The sequence below is a fragment of the Mycobacterium sp. ACS4054 genome (assembly GCF_001667275.1).
Taxonomy (GTDB): Bacteria; Actinomycetota; Actinomycetes; order Mycobacteriales; family Mycobacteriaceae; genus Mycobacterium.
Genome location: NZ_LZHV01000036.1, coordinates 62,228 through 80,905 on the forward strand (window position 1 = coordinate 62,228; position 18,678 = coordinate 80,905).

19 protein-coding genes are annotated in these 18,678 nt (G+C 69.8%); 11 read left to right on the plus strand and 8 right to left on the minus strand.

All coding sequences use genetic code 11. The features are described 5' to 3' along the window. The first annotated feature begins 44 nt into the window (after positions 1 to 44). From fadD6 to A5730_RS08295, 6 genes are all read left to right on the plus strand, one after another. Positions 45 to 1,829: a long-chain-acyl-CoA synthetase FadD6 gene (fadD6, locus tag A5730_RS08270; protein ID WP_067898138.1), complete on the plus strand. Its 1,785-nt coding sequence runs from the start codon at positions 45 to 47 to the stop codon at positions 1,827 to 1,829. A 97-nt stretch (positions 1,830 to 1,926) separates the two neighbouring features. Further along, a complete protein-coding gene (folP, locus tag A5730_RS08275) occupies positions 1,927 to 2,802 on the plus strand; it encodes a dihydropteroate synthase (protein ID WP_067898282.1) in 876 nt (291 codons plus the stop codon). Continuing rightward, positions 2,799 to 3,776, plus strand: coding sequence for a glucosyl-3-phosphoglycerate synthase (locus tag A5730_RS08280; protein ID WP_067898141.1), 978 nt, complete (start codon positions 2,799 to 2,801; stop codon positions 3,774 to 3,776). Before folP ends, A5730_RS08280 begins: the two co-directional genes overlap by 4 nt. A 50-nt stretch (positions 3,777 to 3,826) precedes the next feature. Further along, positions 3,827 to 4,174: a DivIVA domain-containing protein gene (locus tag A5730_RS08285; RefSeq protein WP_067898144.1), complete on the plus strand. Its 348-nt coding sequence runs from the start codon at positions 3,827 to 3,829 to the stop codon at positions 4,172 to 4,174. Continuing rightward, positions 4,171 to 4,749, plus strand: a complete 579-nt coding sequence (locus tag A5730_RS08290) for a DNA-3-methyladenine glycosylase I (protein ID WP_067898147.1) — start codon at positions 4,171 to 4,173, stop codon at positions 4,747 to 4,749. The genes A5730_RS08285 and A5730_RS08290 overlap by 4 nt, the downstream gene beginning before the upstream one ends. 239 nt (positions 4,750 to 4,988) lie before the next feature. Further along, positions 4,989 to 5,162: a DUF3117 domain-containing protein gene (locus A5730_RS08295; protein ID WP_003878471.1), complete on the plus strand. Its 174-nt coding sequence runs from the start codon at positions 4,989 to 4,991 to the stop codon at positions 5,160 to 5,162. Between the two features lie 28 nt (positions 5,163 to 5,190). Here A5730_RS08295 and glgA read toward each other — a convergent pair whose 3' ends face one another. Next, positions 5,191 to 6,354 carry a glycogen synthase gene (gene glgA / locus A5730_RS08300; protein ID WP_067898150.1) on the minus strand — a complete coding sequence of 388 codons (1,164 nt, stop codon included), beginning with the start codon at positions 6,352 to 6,354 and terminating at the stop codon, positions 5,191 to 5,193. A gap of 215 nt (positions 6,355 to 6,569) precedes the next feature. On the opposite strand from glgA, the gene glgC reads away from it, so the two are divergent. Then, positions 6,570 to 7,784 carry a glucose-1-phosphate adenylyltransferase gene (glgC, locus tag A5730_RS08305; RefSeq protein ID WP_055398759.1) on the plus strand — a complete coding sequence of 405 codons (1,215 nt, stop codon included), beginning with the start codon at positions 6,570 to 6,572 and terminating at the stop codon, positions 7,782 to 7,784. Positions 7,785 to 7,797: 13 nt separating this feature from the next. On the opposite strand, the gene A5730_RS08310 is transcribed toward glgC, so the two are convergent. The 5 genes from A5730_RS08310 to A5730_RS08330 all read right to left on the minus strand — a co-directional run bounded on the left by A5730_RS08310 (position 7,798) and on the right by A5730_RS08330 (position 12,495). Continuing rightward, the gene (locus A5730_RS08310; protein WP_067898153.1) at positions 7,798 to 8,472 is read right to left on the minus strand and encodes an isoprenylcysteine carboxylmethyltransferase family protein; all 675 of its coding nucleotides are present in this window, start codon (positions 8,470 to 8,472) and stop codon (positions 7,798 to 7,800) included. Between the two features lie 7 nt (positions 8,473 to 8,479). Beyond that, a complete protein-coding gene (locus A5730_RS08315; protein ID WP_156745730.1) occupies positions 8,480 to 10,123 on the minus strand; it encodes an ABC transporter permease in 1,644 nt (547 codons plus the stop codon). Then, a complete protein-coding gene (locus A5730_RS08320) occupies positions 10,120 to 11,034 on the minus strand; it encodes an ABC transporter ATP-binding protein (protein WP_067898156.1) in 915 nt (304 codons plus the stop codon). The genes A5730_RS08315 and A5730_RS08320 overlap by 4 nt, the downstream gene beginning before the upstream one ends. Next, positions 11,024 to 11,662 (minus strand): TetR/AcrR family transcriptional regulator, encoded by a 639-nt coding sequence (locus tag A5730_RS08325; protein ID WP_067898159.1) that lies wholly within the window; start codon positions 11,660 to 11,662, stop codon positions 11,024 to 11,026. Before A5730_RS08325 ends, A5730_RS08320 begins: the two co-directional genes overlap by 11 nt. Before the next feature lie 164 nt (positions 11,663 to 11,826). Continuing rightward, entirely contained in the window at positions 11,827 to 12,495 is a 669-nt protein-coding gene (locus A5730_RS08330) for an O-methyltransferase (protein WP_067898287.1), read from the minus strand. Positions 12,496 to 12,698: 203 nt separating this feature from the next. Here A5730_RS08330 and sigE point away from each other — a divergent pair, with 203 nt between their 5' ends. The 4 genes from sigE to tatB all read left to right on the plus strand — a co-directional run bounded on the left by sigE (position 12,699) and on the right by tatB (position 16,100). After that, the gene (gene sigE / locus A5730_RS08335) at positions 12,699 to 13,457 is read left to right on the plus strand and encodes an RNA polymerase sigma factor SigE (RefSeq protein ID WP_067898162.1); all 759 of its coding nucleotides are present in this window, start codon (positions 12,699 to 12,701) and stop codon (positions 13,455 to 13,457) included. A gap of 131 nt (positions 13,458 to 13,588) precedes the next feature. Beyond that, on the plus strand, positions 13,589 to 13,984 hold the full coding sequence (gene rseA / locus A5730_RS08340) for an anti-sigma E factor RseA (protein WP_055398747.1): 396 nt from the start codon (positions 13,589 to 13,591) through the stop codon (positions 13,982 to 13,984). Positions 13,985 to 14,171: 187 nt separating this feature from the next. Then, the gene (locus A5730_RS08345) at positions 14,172 to 15,698 is read left to right on the plus strand and encodes a S1C family serine protease (protein WP_067898166.1); all 1,527 of its coding nucleotides are present in this window, start codon (positions 14,172 to 14,174) and stop codon (positions 15,696 to 15,698) included. Next, positions 15,699 to 16,100 (plus strand): Sec-independent protein translocase protein TatB, encoded by a 402-nt coding sequence (gene tatB / locus A5730_RS08350; RefSeq protein ID WP_067898169.1) that lies wholly within the window; start codon positions 15,699 to 15,701, stop codon positions 16,098 to 16,100. Here tatB and A5730_RS08355 read toward each other — a convergent pair whose 3' ends face one another. Together A5730_RS08355 and A5730_RS08360 are read right to left on the minus strand one after the other, a co-directional pair. After that, entirely contained in the window at positions 16,101 to 17,249 is a 1,149-nt protein-coding gene (locus A5730_RS08355; protein ID WP_156745731.1) for an Mrp/NBP35 family ATP-binding protein, read from the minus strand. After that, entirely contained in the window at positions 17,249 to 18,598 is a 1,350-nt protein-coding gene (locus A5730_RS08360; RefSeq protein WP_082946755.1) for a lytic transglycosylase domain-containing protein, read from the minus strand. Before A5730_RS08360 ends, A5730_RS08355 begins: the two co-directional genes overlap by 1 nt. Positions 18,599 to 18,678: the final 80 nt, after the last annotated feature.

Below are 18,678 nucleotides of genomic sequence, written 5' to 3' on the forward strand. Positions count from 1 at the left end.
CTAGGCTGACCGCCGGATTTGTTTACGCAGAATCGAGGGATGACGTGGCCGATCACGACGGGGGAGCGCGCACGGCGGTCAAACTGACCGATATCGCATCTCGGGCGCCGCGCCTGCTGGCCGATTTCCCGGCGATCGTGCGGGGGGCGAGGACGGGGCTGCTGGCCCAGCCGGGCTCGAAGAAGTCGATCGGCACGGTGTTCCAGGAACGGGCCGCCCGCTACGGCGACCGTGTCTTCCTGCGGTTCGGCGACCAGCAACTCACCTACCGCGACGCCAACGCCACCGCCAACAGGTACGCCGCGGTGTTGGCCGCGCACGGCGTCGGCCACGGCGACGTCGTCGCGATCATGCTGCGCAACTCGCCCAACGCGGTGCTGGCGATGCTGGCGGCGGTCAAGTGCGGCGCGGTCGCCGGCATGCTCAACTACCACCAGCGCGGCGAGGTGCTGGCGCACAGCCTGGGCCTGCTGAAGGCCAAGGTCCTGATCGCCGAGACCGACCTCGTCAGCGCGGTGGCCGAGTGCGGCGGCTCGGGCGACACGGAGACGATGACCGTCGAAGACCTGGAGCGACTCGCCGCGAGCGCCCCGGCCACCAACCCCGCCTCGGCGTCGGCCGTGCAGGCCAGGGACACCGCGTTCTACATCTTCACTTCGGGCACAACGGGTTTCCCCAAGGCCAGCGTGATGACCCACCTGCGGTGGCTGAAGGCGCTCGCGGCGTTCGGCGGCATCGGGCTGCGGCTGAAGAGCTCCGACACCCTGTACAGCTGCCTGCCGCTGTACCACAACAACGCGTTGACGGTCGCGCTCTCGTCGGTGATCAACTCCGGGGCCACGCTGGCGCTGGGCAAGTCGTTCTCGGCGTCGAAGTTCTGGGACGAGGTGATCGCCGCGGAAGCCACCGCGTTCATCTACATCGGCGAGATCTGCCGGTACCTGCTCAACCAGCCGCGCAAGCCCACCGACCGCGCGCACCGGGTGCGGGTGATCGCGGGCAACGGGCTGCGCCCCGAGATCTGGGACGAGTTCACCAGCCGGTTCGACATCGCCCGGGTCTGCGAGTTCTATGCCTCCAGCGAGGGCAACACCGCGTTCATCAACATCTTCAACGTGCCGCGCACCACCGGCGTCTTCCCGATGCCGCTGGCCTACGTGGAGTACGACCCCGACACCGGAGCCCCGCTGCGCGACGACAACGGGCGGGTCCGGCGGGTGCCGCCGGGGGAGCCCGGCCTGCTGCTCAGCAAGGTCAACCGGCTGCAGCCGTTCGACGGCTACACCGACAAGGAGTCGAGCGAGAAGAAGCTGGTGCGCAACGCCTTCCGCGAGGGCGACGTGTGGTTCAACTCCGGCGACGTGATGAGCCCGCAGGGCATGGGTCACGCCGCGTTCGTCGACCGCCTCGGCGACACCTTCCGGTGGAAGGGGGAGAACGTCGCCACCACGCAGGTCGAGGCGGCGTTGGCCTCCGACGAGTCCGTCGAGGAGTGCACGGTGTTCGGGGTCGAGATTCCCCGCACCGGCGGCCGGGCCGGGATGGCCGCGGTCAAGCTGCGCGACGGCGCCGAGTTCGACGGCAAGTCCCTGGCCGCCGCGGTGTACGGCCAGCTGCCCGCCTACGCGTTGCCGCTGTTCGTGCGGGTGGTCAAGTCGCTCGAGCACACCACGACGTTCAAGAGCCGCAAGGTCGAGCTGCGCGAGCAGGCCTACGGCTCCGACATCGAGGACCCGTTGTACGTGCTGGCCGGCCGCGACGAGGGCTACGTGCCCTACTACGACGAATACCCCGACGAAGTGGCCGACGGTAAGCGCCCCAAGGGCTGAGTGTGCGGCTGGCCGCACGCTCGGCGTCCACTGTGCGGCTGGCCGCACATTCGATCCCCAGGCCGCGCCCGGCGCGGTGACCGGGCACCATGGACGTGTGCAGTCGACGTTCTGCGGCCGCCCGGTCGCCGGTGATCGCCCGCTGATCATGGCGATCGTCAATCGCACCCCGGACTCGTTCTACGACAAGGGGGCGACCTTCAGCGACGAGGCCGCCCGCGACGCCGCGCGCCGCGCCATCGCCGAGGGCGCCGACGTCGTCGACGTCGGCGGCGTCAAAGCCGGACCCGGCCAGGAGGTCGACGCGGGCACCGAGATCGCCCGGTTGATCCCATTCATCGAGTGGTTGCGCGGCGCCTATCCGGACCAGCTGATCAGCGTCGACACCTGGCGCTCCGAGGTGGCCAAGGTGGCCTGCGCGGCCGGGGCGGACCTGATCAACGACACCTGGGGCGGCATCGACCCGGCCCTGGCCGAGGAGCCCGCGGAGTTCGGCGCCGGCCTGGTGTGCTCGCACACCGGCGGCGCGCTGCCCCGGACGCGTCCGTTCCGGGTGAGCTACGGGACCACCACGCGCGGCGTCGTCGACGACGTCATCCGCCAGGTCACCGCCGCGGCCCAACGCGCGGTCGCCCGCGGGGTGGCCCGCGACCGGGTGTTGATCGACCCGGCCCACGACTTCGGCAAGAACACCTTCCACGGGCTGCTGCTGTTGCGCCATGTCAGCGATCTTGTTAATACCGGATGGCCCGTGCTCATGGCTTTGAGTAACAAGGACTTCGTCGGGGAGACTCTGGGTGTGGAATTGACCGAGCGGCTGGAGGGGACGTTGGCGGCCACCGCGCTGGCGGCGGCCGCCGGCGCGCGGATGTTTCGGGTGCACGAGGTCGCGGCGACCCGGCGGGTGCTGGAAATGGTGGCCGCCATCCAGGGCGTGCGGGCGCCGGCGCGCACGGTGAGGGGGCTGGCATGACGGCGTCCGACCTGTTCAGCGACGCCGCCGTGCTGGCCGCCGGGCCCGGTGACGCGTGGCTGGCCGATCGCAGCTGGAACCGTCCGAGCTGGACCCTCGCCGAACTCGAGGCCGCCAAGGCGGGACGGACCATCTCGGTCGTGCTGCCGGCGCTCAACGAAGAGGACACCATCGAATCGGTGGTCGACAGCATCTCGCCGCTGGTGGACGGCCTGGTCGACGAGCTGATCGTGCTGGACTCCGGCTCCACCGACGACACCGAGATCCGCGCCGTCGCCGCCGGCGCCCGCGTCGTCAGCCGGGAGCAGGCCCTACCCGAGGTGCCCGTCCGGCCCGGCAAGGGCGAGGCGCTGTGGCGCTCGCTCGCGGCCACCAGCGGCGACATTGTCGTCTTCGTCGACTCGGACCTGATCAGCCCGCACCCGATGTTCGTGCCCTGGCTGGTCGCCCCGCTGCTCACCGGCGACGGCATCCACCTGGTCAAGAGCTTCTACCGGCGGCCGCTGCAGGTCGGCTGGTTTGGGGGGGGGGGGGGGACCACCGGCGGCGGACGCGTCACCGAGCTGGTGGCCCGGCCGTTGCTCGCCGCGCTGCGACCCGAGCTGGGCTGCATCCTGCAGCCGCTCGGCGGGGAGTACGCGGCCACCCGCGAACTGCTCACGTCGGTGCCGTTCGCGCCCGGGTACGGCGTGGAGATCGGCCTGCTGCTGGACACCTTCGACAAGCTGGGTCTGGAGGCGATCGCCCAGGTCAACCTCGGGGTGCGCGCCCACCGCAACCGGCCGCTCGCCGAGCTGGGGGCGATGAGCCGCCAGGTCATCGCGACCATGCTGTCGCGCTGCGGGGTCCCCGACTCCGGGGTCGGGTTGACGCAGTTCTTCGCCGACGACCGGGAGGGGTTCGGCTACACCCAGCACACGTCGCCGGTGTCGCTGGCGGACCGCCCGCCCATGACGGTCCTGCGGCCGCGCTGAGGCCACGCTGGTTCATCGCGGTGTCGGTGGCATAGGGCAGTATCGACGGCGTGGCGTTGGTGTTGCTGTACCTGGTCGTGCTGGTGCTGGTGGCGATCGTGCTGTTCGGTGCCGCGAGTCTGCTGTTCGGTCGCGGTGAGCAGCTGCCGCCCCTGCCGCGCGGCACGACCGCGACGGTGCTGCCCGCCTACGGGGTGAGCGGCGCGGACGTCGATGCCGTCAAGTTCACCCAGGTGCTGCGCGGATACAAGACCAGCGAGGTGGACTGGGTGCTGGACCGGCTCGCCCGCGAGCTCGAGGCGCTGCGCGGCCAGCTGGCCGCGGTCCACGCCCCCGCTGCGGCGGAGGACGAACCCGGGGAACCCGAGGGCGGCGAGGAGCGTCAGGACCAGATGTGAGCGATGACGGGCTGGTTCGGTGCGGCTGGGCGGTCATTCGGCCCGGACCGGACTTCGAGATGTACCGCGACTACCACGACCAGGAGTGGGGCCGCCCGGTGCACGACGGGGTGGCGCTGTTCGAGCGGATGAGTCTGGAGGCCTTCCAGAGCGGGTTGTCGTGGCTGATCATCCTGCGCAAGCGGGAGAACTTCCGGCGCGTCTTCGCCGGGTTCGATTTCGAACGGGTCGCCGGCTACACCGACGCCGACGTGCAGCGGCTGATGGCGGATACCGGAATCGTGCGCAACCGGGCCAAGATCGACGCGACGATCGCGAACGCGCGCGCCGCCGCCGAGCTGGGCACCCCGGCGGACCTGTCCAAGCTGCTGTGGTCGTTTGCGCCGGAACCGCGCCCCCGTCCGGCCGACGGCTCCGAAATCCCCTCGGCCACTGCGGAATCAAAGGCCATGGCCCTCGAGCTCAAGCGGCGCGGCTTCCGCTTCGTCGGCCCGACCACCGCCTATGCGTTGATGCAGGCCACCGGGATGGTCGACGACCATATCCGGGGCTGCTGGGTGCCTTCCGCCCGGTGACGATGCGGGCCGCTGGCGGCCCGCGGAGGAAGCGGGCAATGTGGTTCCGCCCGGTGACGATGCGGCCCGCAAACCCCCGAGAACCGGGTCTTTGTACAACTCGTGACCTGGATAGGGAACAATGGAGGCGTGATTTGGCAGTTCGATGTCGGGTATGGCTGGAAAATCGCTGGCGGGGCATGCTCGGCGCCGACCGGGTCCGCAAGGGCGGGCCGGCTCGAACCTGGAGGGAGCACTCGATGGCGGCGATGAAGCCCCGGACCGGCGACGGTCCTCTGGAAGCAACCAAGGAGGGGCGCGGCATCGTGATGCGGGTACCACTTGAGGGAGGCGGTCGACTGGTCGTCGAGCTGACGCCCGACGAAGCCGCCGCACTCGGTGACGAACTCAAGGGTGTCACGAGCTCCAGCTGACGCCCGCCGCGCCCGGCTGCCCGCGGCGCTAGGCGCACACCTTTCGGTAGATGTCCAAGGTCTGCTCGGCCACCCGGGCCCAGGAGAATTCCTCGACGCAGCGCTGACGTCCCGCCTCGCCGTAACGCTTCGCCTTCTCGGGATCGGCGACGAGCTCGTTGACCGCCTCGGCCAGCCGGACCTGGAACCCGGTCTGGTCGCTGGGGTCGTAATGCACCAGCGAACCGGTCACCCCGTCGGCCACCACCTCGGGGATCCCGCCGACGTCGGACGCCACCACGGCCGTCGCGCATGCCATCGCTTCCAGGTTCACGATGCCGAGTGGTTCGTACACCGAGGGGCACACGAAAACTGTTGCCGCCGATAGTATTTCGCGCAGCTCGCCGATGGGCAGCATGTCCCTGATCCAGAACACGCCCTGCCGGTTGTGGGCCAGCCGCGCCACCGCGGACCGGATCTCGTCGGCTATCTCGGGGGTGTCGGGGGCGCCCGCGCAGAGCACGACCTGCACCTGCGGATCGAAGTGGTGCGCCGCCGCCACCAAGTGGGCGACGCCCTTCTGCCGGGTGATCCGGCCGACGAATGCGACGGTGGGCCGCTGCGGGTCAACCCCGAGTTCGGCCAGCACCGACCCCGTTTGCATCGGCCCCGCCGGATGCCAGACGCCGGTGTCGACGCCGTTGCGGATGACGTGCACGACGCTGGGATCCAGGGCGGGGTAGACCCGCAGAATGTCCTCGCGCATGGCGGAGCTCACCGCGATGACGGCGTCGGCGGCCTGGACCGCGGTGTGCTCCACCCACGTCGACACCCGGTAGCCGCCGCCGAGCTGCTCGGCCTTCCACGGCCGCAGCGGCTCGAGCGAATGAGCGGTCAACACGTGCGGGAGGTCGTAGAGCAGCGCGGCCAGGTGACCGGCCATGCCGGTGTACCAGGTGTGCGAATGCACCACGGTGGCCGCCGATACGGCGTTGGCCATCAGCAGGTCCGAGGACAACGTCGACAGCGCCGGGTTGGCGCCCTGCAGGCGCGGATCGGGCTGGTGCACGAAGGCGTTCGGCCGCGGCGCGCCCATACAGTGCACGTCGACCGCGCACAGGCGGCGCAATTGGGCGACCAGTTCCGTGACATGTACCCCGGCTCCCCCGTAGACCTCCGGTGGGTACTCCCGAGTCATCATCGCCACCCGCATACCCGCACGGTAGTTCGGCGGCGACGAGGCCCGCGAGTCGGGCCGAGAAGACGCCGAATAAATCGAGCCCCCCGGCGGCGGCGAGGCCCGCGAGTCGGGCCGGGTTATGGGTGACCGGCCGGCGGGACCAAATACCTTGACGGACAGCCGCACAGAACACCGCCAATAGCGCGGTCCCCCTGGCAGCGTCTCCCGAGGGCCGATAGGTTTGACCCATGAGGGAAGCGCCGCACGTGCTGGGCATTGTCCTGGCCGGGGGTGAGGGCAAGCGACTGTATCCGCTGACCGCGGATCGGGCCAAGCCCGCGGTTCCCTTTGGCGGCGCCTATCGATTGATCGACTTCGTGCTGTCCAACCTCGTCAACGCCCGCTATTTGCGCATCTGCGTTCTCACTCAGTACAAGTCGCATTCACTGGACCGTCACATTTCGCAGAACTGGCGGTTGTCCGGGCTGGCCGGTGAGTACATCACCCCGGTGCCCGCGCAGCAGCGGCTGGGCCCGCGGTGGTACACCGGCTCCGCCGACGCGATCTACCAGTCGCTCAACCTGATCTACGACGAAGACCCGGACTACATAGTCGTTTTCGGCGCCGACCACGTGTACCGGATGGACCCCGAGCAGATGGTCCAGTTCCACATCGAAAGCGGGGCGGGTGCGACAGTCGCCGGCATCCGGGTGCCCCGTGGCGAGGCCACCGCATTCGGGTGCATCGACTCCGACGACTCCGGCCGCATCCGCGATTTCGTGGAGAAGCCGCTCGACCCGCCGGGAACACCCGACGATCCCGACTCGACGTACGTGTCGATGGGCAACTACATCTTCACCACCAAGGTGCTCATCGACGCGATCCGCGCGGACGCCGACGACGATCACTCCGATCACGACATGGGCGGTGACATCATCCCGCGCCTGGTGGGCGACGGGCTGGCGGCGGTGTACGACTTCAGGGACAACGAGGTGCCCGGGGCCACCGATCGCGACCGCGGCTACTGGCGGGACGTGGGGACGCTCGACGCCTTCTACGACGCGCACATGGACCTGGTGTCGGTCCATCCGGTCTTCAACCTCTACAACAAGCGCTGGCCGATTCGGGGCGAGTCCGAGAACCTGGCGCCGGCCAAGTTCGTCAACGGCGGCTCGGCGCAGGAGTCGGTCGTCGGGGCCGGCAGCATCATTTCCGCGGCGTCAGTGCGCAATTCGGTGCTGTCGTCCAACGTCGTGGTCGACGACGGCGCGATCGTGGAGGGCAGCGTGATCATGCCGGGCGCCCGGGTCGGCCGGGGCGCGGTGGTGCGTCACGCCATCCTGGACAAGAACGTCGTCGTGGGGCCCGGCGAGATGGTCGGCGTGGACCTGGAGAAGGACCGCGAACGCTTCGCCATCAGCGCCGGCGGTGTGGTCGCGGTGGGCAAGGGCGTCTGGATCTAGCCGCGCCGGGCGGCTACCACACGTTCGGTAGCAGCCGGTAGGGCACGTGCTCGGCGTACTCGCGGTAGCCGGGCAGTTCGGTGTAGAGCAGCTTCTCCTCGTCCAGGATGCGCAGCACGAGCAGCGCGACGCCCGGGATGATCAACAGCAGCGCCCAGTAGGAGCCCAGCGCCAGCGGCATGCCCACCATCATGATCACGTTTCCGGCGTACATCGGGTGCCGGATGGACTTGTAGAGACCTTCGGAGGCCACCTTCTGGCCTTCCTCCACGGTGACGGTGGCGGCGGCGTAGCTGTTCTCGATGATCACCCGCATCGAGAGCCCCAGCCCGGCCGCTATCAGGACCACACCGACCAGGCACAGCCATACGGGCACGGTCGACCAGCCCATCCGATGGTCGAACGCGCTGAACGCCATGATCACGAAGAGGATCCCGAACGCGCCGGCGCTGATGATCTTCTGGGCGGTTCGGCTTTCCGCCTGCGGTCCCGCGTGCATGCGGCGCTGGAGGGCGGCCGGGTGTTTCCGCGCCAAATAGATTGTCGGGATGATCGATACCACGGTGAAGATGGAGATGAACACCCATCCTTGCCAATAGCGGATGGTGCCGGCCGGCACGAATAGGACCAGGGCGTAGGCGGCGATCCCGAGGATCGAAGACACCGCCAATCGAACACCGATCTTCATGCCGCTCCTAACCGCGCAGATCGCGTCGTCGAAAAGCCACGGCTCCCAGGGCGATCAGTGTGGCATCGATGGCGAGCAACCACAACAGCGGCGCGGCCGTGAAATCTTTGCTGACGCGTGGGATGTGAGCGAACGGCTCGAAATCGAGCACCCACTGCGGGAACCCGGCCAGGGAGCCGATCAGGTACAGGGCGACGAAGCCGACGAGAACGCCCCAGGCCACGGGCGTGAATCGCGGTGCGACACCGAACAAGAGGACGGTCACCGCGCACATCAGCCAGACGGCGGGCAGTTGAACGGCCGCGCTTGCCACCACAACGGCCACCTTGCCACCGACGTCCCCCGCGGCGGCGCCGTAGACGAGGCCGCCCGCCAACCCGCTGACCAGCATCGCCACCGTGGAGCCCAGCAACGCGGCCAGCACGTGGCTGGCGAGCCACCGATCGCGCGACACCGCGCCGGCCAGCGTCGTCTCGGCGCGTTGGGCCGACTCCTCCTGATGCAGCCGCAACGTCAGCGAAACCGAGAACGCGGCGGCGGCCATGCCCAGCATCGTGAACGCGACGGCGATGAAGGCTTCGGCCAAGGCGTTGGTGCCGCCCATTCGGACGACGATGTCGCGGGCGGCGTTGCTGTCGCCGAGCTGCGCGCCGATGCCTTGCACCACGCTGCCCATCAGGAGGCCGTACAGGCACAGGCCCACGGTCCACAGCAGCAGCGCGCCGCGGTCCAGCCGCCACGCCAGCCCGAACACGTTGCCGAGCGCGGGCGCGGCGGCGCCGGGGCCGGGGCGCTCGGCGAACAGGCCCGCGCCCACGTCCCGGCCGGCGAGGAGCCGATACGCCACCGCGGTGAGCGCGACGGTGGTTGCCAGGTGCAGCATCAGCACCGGCCAGTGGTCACCGGCGTAGGGGCGGACTTGCAGCGACCAGCCCAGCGGCGAAAGCCAGGACAGCGCACCGGAACCCGCGTCGCCGAGGGCGCGCAGCGTGAAGGCGGCCGCCAGGATCGCAAACGCCGTGCCGCGCGCGACCCGCGCGCTCGGCGACAGCTGCGCGGCCACCGCGGCGACGGCGGTGAACACCAGCCCGGAGCAGGCCAGCGCCGCGCCGAAGGCGAGCGACCCGCCGGGCGCCACATCGGTGGTGAGCAGCCCCGCCGCACCGATCGCCCCGGTGGCGATGCTGGCACCGAACGACAACAGCAGGGCGGCGCTGAGGCTGGCGTAGCGACCGACCGCGGTCGAATCCACGAGTTCGGTGCGGCCGGCCTCCTCGTCCGCGCGGGTGTGCCGGATGACGGTCAGGATGACGGCCACCGCGATCAGCATGTGGAACATCCCGGCCTTCCAAATGCCAACGGCCCCAAGGCTGTCGTTGTAGACCTGCCCGTAGAGCGCGCGCTGTGCGGGGCTTGCCATGATGGACGCCGCGAACCCGGCGCGGGCGGCCTGGGTGGGGTAAACCTTTTCGATGCTGCCGACGTACACCGTTGCCAACGGCACCGACAGCAGCAGCACCCACAGGGGCAGGGCGATGCGGTCGCGCCGCAAGTAGAGCCGCAGCATGCCCAGGGTTCCCGCGAAGTTCGGCCGCCGGGGCGGCGCGGGGTGGGCCGGCCGGTGCGACCGATCCAGGGTCGCGGTGCTCATGATGCGGCCACCTTGTCCGCGGTGTCGTAGTGGCGCAGGAAGAGTTCCTCGAGGGTCGGCGGCTGGCTGACCAGGCTGCGCACGCCCGCGTCGCCCAGCGCCCGGATCAGTTCTCCGAGGCTCTCGCCGTCGACCTGGGCGCGCACGGTGTTGCCCTCGACGCTGACGTCCTCGACCCCCTTGATGCGAGTGAGGTCGCCGGGGTCGCCGGTCATTTCGGCCTTGATCGAGGTGCGGCTCAGATGGCGCATCGAGTCCAGCGACCCGCTCTCGACGGTCTTGCCGGCCCGGATGATGGTCACCCGTTCGCACAAAGCCTCGGTCTCGGCCAGGATGTGGCTGGACAGCAAGACCGTTGCCCCACCGTCGCGCGCCTCGGCGACGCACTGCTGAAAGACGTTCTCCATCAACGGGTCCAGGCCGCTGCTGGGCTCGTCCAAGAGCAACAGGCGGGCCCGCGAGGAGAAGGCGGAGATCAGCGAGACCTTCTGTCGGTTGCCCTTCGAGTAGGTCCGCGCCTTCTTGTGTGGGTCGAGGTCGAAACGCTCGATCAGCTCGGCGCGACGCTTGTGGTCGATGCCGCCGCGCATGCGGGCCAGCATGTCGATGGTCTCGCCGCCGGTCAGCGTCGGCCACAGCGTGACATCGCCTGGCACGTAGGCGATCTGGCGGTGCAGCGCGACCGCGTCGGTCCAGGGATCGCCACCCAGCAACCGCACGCTGCCGCCGTCCGCCTTGACCAGGCCAAGCAGGATGCGCATCGTCGTCGATTTCCCGGCGCCGTTGGGGCCGAGGAAGCCGTGCACTTCACCTTCGCGCACCGAGAGCTCGAGGCCGTCCAGCGCGCGCACCGACCCGAAATTCTTTATCAGGCCGTGGATTTCGATGGGCGCTGCATTGTCAATCGTCATGTGATCCTCCTTGATCTTCGGCGGCCAGGAACGCGTCGTACATGGTCCGGTCGACCATCAATCCCTCGGTGTAGATCTCCAGGGCCGGCAGCACCATGTCTCGGGCATAGTCGCGTAGGACTGCCCGCAGATCCGTTGGGGTTTCGTGCATTTGCAGGTAGAGCAAGAACCCCCCGCCGCCGGTGATGCCCAGGTATTTGGCCCTCGCCTCGGGGTCGCGGCTGGGCTTGATCGTGCCGGCGCGCACGCCCTCTTCCATGTAGGCGGAGGTGTTGTCGATCATCCTGCGCCACATCATGTTCGCCAGCTCGCCGGCGGTCTGCATGCTGCGGACCACGTAGGCCATCAGCGGCGCGTACTCCTCGATCTCGGCCAACTGCGCGAACCAGGTGGCCGGGTCGTTGGAGCGAATCGCCTCGGACTTCTGGTTGTAGATCTGATCGGCGATGTAGTCCTCGCAGGCCTTGCGCAGGCCTTCCTTGGAGCCGAAGTGGTGAATCACCAGCGCCGCGCTGACGCCGGCGGCCTCCGCGATCTTGCGTAGTCCGACCCCGAAGCCGTGCTCGCCGAACTGCTCGATGGCCGCGTCGCGGATCCGGGCGGCGGCGGTCAGGTCGGCTGAACGCATGTTCAGTACGCTAAACGTCTGTTCAGTCGCGAGTCAAGGAGGTGCCGCCTCAAGAATTCATATAGATCCTCGGGCGCCGTCGCCGAACGTGCGCTCAGGGCGACATTTCGGCCGGAAGTTCGCCGTCAGTGCACGCTCGGCGCGGCGGACGCCGCCAACGCCGGTCAGTCGCGAACCGCGGCCAAAATCCCGTCGCCCAGCGGCACGAGGGCCGGGGTGAGCCGCTCGTCCTCGGCGATCAGCCGCGCCGCTTCCCGCACCGCGGCCACCTCGGCGTCGCGCGCGGCGGGATCGCCGGCCCGCTGGCCGAGGGCGGCCCGATGCACGACGATGACGCCGCCCGAGCGCAACAGCCGCACGCCCTCCACGACGTAGTCCGGCTGGTCGACCGGGTCGGCGTCGACGAACACGAGGTCGTAGGACTCGTCGGCGAGCCGGGTCAGCACCTCCTGCGCCCGGCCGCTGATCAACCGCGTGCGCGACGGCCCGATGCCGGCCTCGGAGAAGGCCTGCTTGGCCAGCCGCAGATACTCGGGCTCGATGTCGATCGTCGTCAGGACGCCGTCGTCGCTCATGCCCGACAACAGCCAGAGCCCGCTGACCCCCGCGCCGGTCCCCACCTCCGCGACGGCCTTGCCGCCGCTGAGCTTGGTCAGCAAGCTCAGCAGGGCCCCCACCGCCGGCGTCACCGCCCCGGCGCCGATGTCCACGGCGCGCTCGCGGGCGGCCGCCAGCAGGGCGTCTTCCGAGATCGACCCCTCGGCGTGCGCAATGAGGGATTCGGCTCGACTGGGCGCCGCCTGGTCGGGGGTTTCTGCGTCGGTGCCGTCCATGCCCGCAGCGTATTCCACTTCGGTGTGCGGCCCCGACATGGCGCGCCTAACGCGGCCCGCCACGACACACCCGGCGAAGCCGATGCGTTTAACTTCACCCCGCGCCGGATATGTCCTGCACAGCGCTGGTAACGATACGGTTTCTCAGCCGGAGCTCAGACTGTTCATATATCGCACATACGCCGATACGCGACGGTGTCCCTATGGATCGCGGAGCGCGTTGGGACGGGAATACGGACTGGCGGCTACGTGTTGCCGCCGGTGACGACTTGTCGCTTTTCGGCAGGACGGATTCGGAGGATCTGATCATCACCACGCTTTTGGGCCCGACCAGCATGTCGCACCCGCAGGACTGCCCTGCAGACGAGTGGGTGGAGCCGTCCGAGGGCTTGCAAGGCACCGCGGTTTTCGACGCGACCGGGGACAAGGCCACGATGCCCTCGTGGGACGAGCTGGTGCGTCAGCACGCCGACCGGGTCTACCGGCTGGCCTACCGCCTGTCCGGCAATCAGCACGACGCGGAGGACCTCACCCAGGAGACCTTCATCCGGGTTTTCCGGTCGGTGCAGAACTATCAGCCGGGAACGTTCGAAGGCTGGCTGCACCGCATCACCACCAACCTCTTCCTCGACATGGTGCGCCGGCGCGCGCGCATCCGGATGGAGGCGCTGCCCGAGGACTACGAGCGGGTGCCCGCCGACGAGCCCAACCCCGAAGAGATCTACCACGATTCGCGGCTGGGCCCGGATTTGCAGGCGGCCCTGGATTCGCTGCCGCCGGAGTTCCGCGCCGCGGTCGTGCTGTGCGACATCGAGGGCCTGTCCTACGAGGAGATCGGCGCGACGCTGGGGGTGAAGCTCGGCACCGTGCGCAGCCGCATCCACCGCGGCCGCCAGGCCTTGCGCGACTACCTGGCCGCCCACCCCCAACCGGGGGCCGCGGCCCACGCCGAGTCGGCGTAGCCGACCGCCCGAATCGCCACACCCGGGTTCGCCGCTTGGGGATAAGCCAGCGGATTTGCGGTATTGAGACGCGATATTGCGCACCGCCTCGCGCTACATTCGAGGGGTAGGCGCAACGAAAGGACCCGGTGATGCCCGATCGAGGACATCTCTTCCGGCGCGCGTTCTCCTGGCTCCCCGCACAGTTCGCCTCTCAGAGCGATGCGCCCGTCGGCGCGCCGCGCCAGTTCGGTTCCACCGAGCACCTTTCCGTGGAGGCCATCGCGGCGTTCGTCGACGGTGAGCTGCGCATGAACGCGCACCTGCGGGCGGCGCATCACCTGTCGCTGTGCCCGCAGTGCGCGGCGGAGGTCGACGACCAAAGCCGGGCCCGCGCCGCGCTGCGCGACTCACATCCCATCCGCATCCCCAGCACGCTGCTCGGCATGCTCGCCGAGATTCCCTACGATTCGCCCGACGACGCCACCACCCGGGCATCCGACCGATTCGCTGACCGCGACGCCCGTGAGCAGCGCAAGCGCCCCTAGCTCGGCGCCGTCCCGCGCAACTGCCGATGGTTGACCCGGCCGAATTTTGCGCACCCCGCCCCCGCGCTCATGGGCGACCCGCTGCGAACCGTGGATACTAGGGTGAACACGACCACGCCGGTGTCGTGGATATCGCCCGGTGCAGGGCCTGTCTCGAGCGCTCAAGAAGAGGATCCAAAGGGATAACGTGACCTCCGATCAAGGCTTCGACCAGAAGCAGGACAGCGGCAAGAACAGCGGCAACCGCTTAGCCCCGCGCCCCGTCTCCCGTCCGCCGGTGGACCCCGCCTCGCGTCAACTCTTCAGCCGCCCCGCCGGACTGCGCGGGTCCTTCCTGGCCGACCGCGTCCGCCCGCAGAAGTACCGGGATCAGGGCGAGTTCTCCCCGCACGACGAGCCGGCCGATCCGGTCCTCCAGGAGGCGTTCAGCCGGCCGGTCGGCAGCCCCGACTCGCTGCAGCGCCACCCCGTCGACGCCGGCGCGCTGGCCGCCGAGAAGGACGGTGCCGGCCCCGACGAGCTCGATGATCCGTGGCGGGATCCGTCGGCCGGGGCCGCGTTGGGCACCCCGGCGGTCGCCCCGTCGGGGCCGCGGGGGCCGCAGGGCTACGGCGGCAAGCTGGGCGTGCGCGACGTGCTGTTCGGCGGCAAGGTGTCCTACCTCGCGCTGCTGGTGCTGTTGCTGATCGCGCTGGTGATCGGCGTGATCGGCGGGGTGATCGGGCGCAAGACGGCCGAGGTCGCCGAGGCGTTCACCACCTCGAAGGTGACGCTCTCGACCAACGGCAACGGGGAGGGCCCGGCCGGCCGGTTCGCCAAGGTGGCGGCCGCCACCGCGAACGCGGTGGTGACCATCGAGTCCAAGAGTGACCAGGAGGGCATGCAGGGCTCCGGCGTGGTGATCGACGGCCGCGGCTACATCATCACGAACAACCACGTGATCTCCGAGGCGGCGAACAACCCCAGCCAGTTCAAGACGACCGTGGTGTTCAACGACGGCAAGGAAGTGCCCGCCAACCTGGTCGGGCGCGACCCCAAGACCGACCTGGCGGTGCTCAAGGTCGACAACGTCGACAACCTGAGCGTGGCCCGGTTCGGTGACTCGGACAAGGTGCGCGTCGGCGACGAGGTGCTGGCGGCGGGCGCGCCGCTCGGGCTGCGCAGCACCGTGACCCACGGCATCATCAGCGCGTTGCACCGGCCCGTTCCGTTGTCGGGGGAGGGCTCGGACACCGACACCGTCATCGACGCCCTGCAGACCGACGCGTCGATCAACCACGGCAACTCCGGTGGTCCGCTGATCGACATGGATTCGCAGGTGATCGGCATCAACACCGCGGGTAAGTCGTTGTCCGACAGCGCAAGTGGGCTGGGCTTCGCGATCCCGATCAACGAGGCCAAGCAGGTGGCCCAGACGCTGATCAAGGACGGCAAGATCGTGCACCCGACGCTGGGCATCAGCACCCGGTCGGTGAGCAACGCGATCGCCTCCGGCGCGCAGGTCGCCAACGTGAAGGCCGGCAGCCCCGCGCAAAAGGGCGGGATCCTGGAGAACGACGTCATCGTCAAGGTGGGTAGCCGGACCGTCGCCGACGCCGACGAGTTCGTCGTCGCCGTCCGGCAGCTGACCATCGGCCAGGACTCCCCGATCGAGGTGGTCCGCGACGGCCGGCACGTTACCCTGACCGTCAAGCCCGACCCCGACGGCAGCTAGATGTTCGGCAGCCTGAGCTGGGAGCACATCCTGGTCCTCGTCGTGGTCGGGCTGGTGGTCCTCGGCCCCGAGCGGCTCCCCGGCGCCATCCGCTGGACGTCGACCGCGCTGCGCCAGGCGCGCGACTACCTCAGCGGGGTGACCACCCAGCTGCGCGAAGACCTCGGGCCCGAGTTCGACGATCTGCGCGCGCCGCTGAGCGAGCTGCAGCGGCTGCGCGGGATGACGCCGCGCGCCGCGCTGACCAAACACCTGCTGGACGGCGACGATTCGTTCTTGACGGGCAACTTCGACCGGCCGGCCAACGGCACCGCGGCCACGCCGGCGGAGCCCGCCCAGCCGGTACAGCCACCGCCCGTGCAGGCTCCGGGGCCGGCGCCGTTCGACGCCGACGCGACCTGACTATCCGCGCCGCGTCGGATCCAGCCCCAGCGACACGCCCGCCAATCCGCGCCGTCGCGACGACAGGTTGTCGGCCACGCTGCGCAGTTCCTTGCCCGCCGGGGAATCCGGGGCGCTGAGCACGATCGGGGTGCCGGAATCGCCGGCGGCCACCAGAGCGGGGTCCAACGGGATCTGGCCGAGCAGCGGCACCTCGGCGCCGACGGCGCGGGACAGGCGCTCGGCCACCTGCCCTCCGCCGCCCTCGCCGAACACCTGCATCGTCGAGCCGTCCGGCAGCGTGAGGCCCGCCATGTTCTCCACCACGCCGGCGATGCGCTGCCGCGTCTGCATCGCGATGCTGCCCGCCCGCTCGGCGACCTCGGCCGCGGCCAGCTGCGGCGTCGTCACCACCATGATCTCGGCGCTGGGAATCAGCTGGGCCACCGAGATGGCGATGTCCCCGGTGCCCGGCGGCAGGTCCAGCAGGAGGACGTCCAAATCGCCCCAGTAGACGTCGGCCAGGAACTGTTGCAGCGCCCGGTGCAGCATCGGCCCGCGCCACACCACCGGGGTGTTGCCCTCGGTGAACTGCGCGATCGAGATGACCTTCACCTCGTGGGCGATGGGGGGCAGGATCATCGACTCGACCTGGGTGGGCCGGTCCGTGGTGCCCATCATCCGGGGGATGGAATGGCCGTGGATGTCGGCGTCGAGCACGCCGACCGAGAGGCCGCGGGCCGCCATGGCCGCGGCCAGGTTGACCGTGACGGTGGACTTGCCCACGCCGCCCTTCCCGGACGCGACCGCGTAGACCCGCGTCAGCGAATTCGGTTGGGCGAAGGGGATGACGGGCTCGCGGGCATCGCCGCGCAACTGCTTGCGCAGTTCGGTGCGCTGCTCGTCGTTCATCACGTCCAGGGTGACCTTGACGGCGCCGGTGCCCGGCACGTCGGCGACCGCGTTGGTGACCCGCTCGGTGATCTCCGTCTTCTTCGGGCACGCGGCGGTGGTCAGGTAGATCCCGACGTGCACGCCGCCGTCGGGCTGGGTGTCAATGCTCTTGACCATCCCCAGTTCGGTGATCGGGCGCCGAAGTTCGGGGTCGATCACCTTCCCCAGGGCGGTGCGGATTGCTGCGCTCAAGTCGGCAGCGTCATGACCAGACATCACCGCCGAGTGTAGGCGTGTGCGATGGGGCCGTCTGGCGGCGGTCCGCCGCCCGCGACGGGTCCCGGCGGCTTCGGCGCCGCCGCGTTCGGCGGGCCGGCGGGTTTGGGTGCCGCAGCCGCGGGGGCCGGGGCCGCCTGGGGCGCGGGAGCCTGCGCGTCCGGCGGTGGCGGCGGGGCTATCGGCGGGGGTGGTGCCATCGGCGGCGGTGCCATGGGCGGCGCCCACGGCTGGGCCGGCTGCGGCGGATTCTGGGAACCGACACAGATCACCGTGCAGCCGGGCAGACGCGTCGGGGCCTGCTGCGGCGTGGGGGTCATCCACGGGAACATCGGCTGCTGACCGGGGCTCTGCGGCGAGGAAAGGTCGATCAGCGGCATGCGCGCCAGGGGGTCGTCCAACGGCAACCCGTTGACGTTCATCGGCAGGTTGGGGCCGAGTCCCTCGGCATGCTCGAGGTGCGCGTCGGCGAGCGGGGGCGGCGGGCCCGTCATCGGAGGCAGGTCGACCGGAACCACGCCGGTGGCGTACGCCGACGCCCAGCCCAGCACGTTCTGCGCGTACGCCATCGAGTTGTTGTAGCGCAGGATCGCGGCCATCACTTGCGACGGGTCGCGAAGGTTGAGGCCGCCGCTGCACAGGTAGCGCGCCGCGGCCAGGGTGGAGTCGAACAGGTTCTGCGGATCGGCGACGCCGTCGCCCTTGCCGTCGGAGGCGTACCGCGCCCAGGTGCCGGGTAAGAACTGCATCGGCCCCATCGCCCGGGCGTAGGTGGGCCGGTTGCCGGTGCTGCTCTGCAGGATTATCTCGTTGCCCGGCAGCGTGCCGTCCAACGCGGGGCCGTAGATCGGGACGACCGCGGTGCCGCGCGCGTCGACCGCCCCGCCGCCGGCATGACCCGACTCGATGCGGCCGATCCCGGCCAGCAGGTTCCAGCTGACGCCGCAGCCGGGCGCGGCCACGGCCATCTTCTGTTCGGCGCTGCGATAGGCCGCCAGCGCGATGCTCGGAATGCCAAGCGCCCCAGGCGCATTCACGATCATCGGTTTCGGCGGAGCCGACAGGGCGGGCTCGGCGACGTGGAAGGCGGTCGGTGAACGGTCGACGGACACGACCGCCGGGCCCGACAGGTCGGGAACGGTGGGGGAAACCGCGGCCACCGGGGCCACTTTCGCGTGCACCTGCGGAAGCTTTTCGGGGAGCGAGGGCGCCGCCCCGCTCACCGCCCCGGCGAAGACCAACGGGGCGATGGTGGCGACGCCGAATGCGCGCGTCCGCGTCACCTGAAGTGCTCCTTGCCGCTCCGCTGCGGCGGCCGGGCGTGCACCCCGGCGTCCCCCAATGCGCACTCGACCGTCCTAGGTATGTGAGCTGGTCAACTGCTCTTCAGCCGTGAACTAGATCACCATACATAACTCTTGTGACCAGA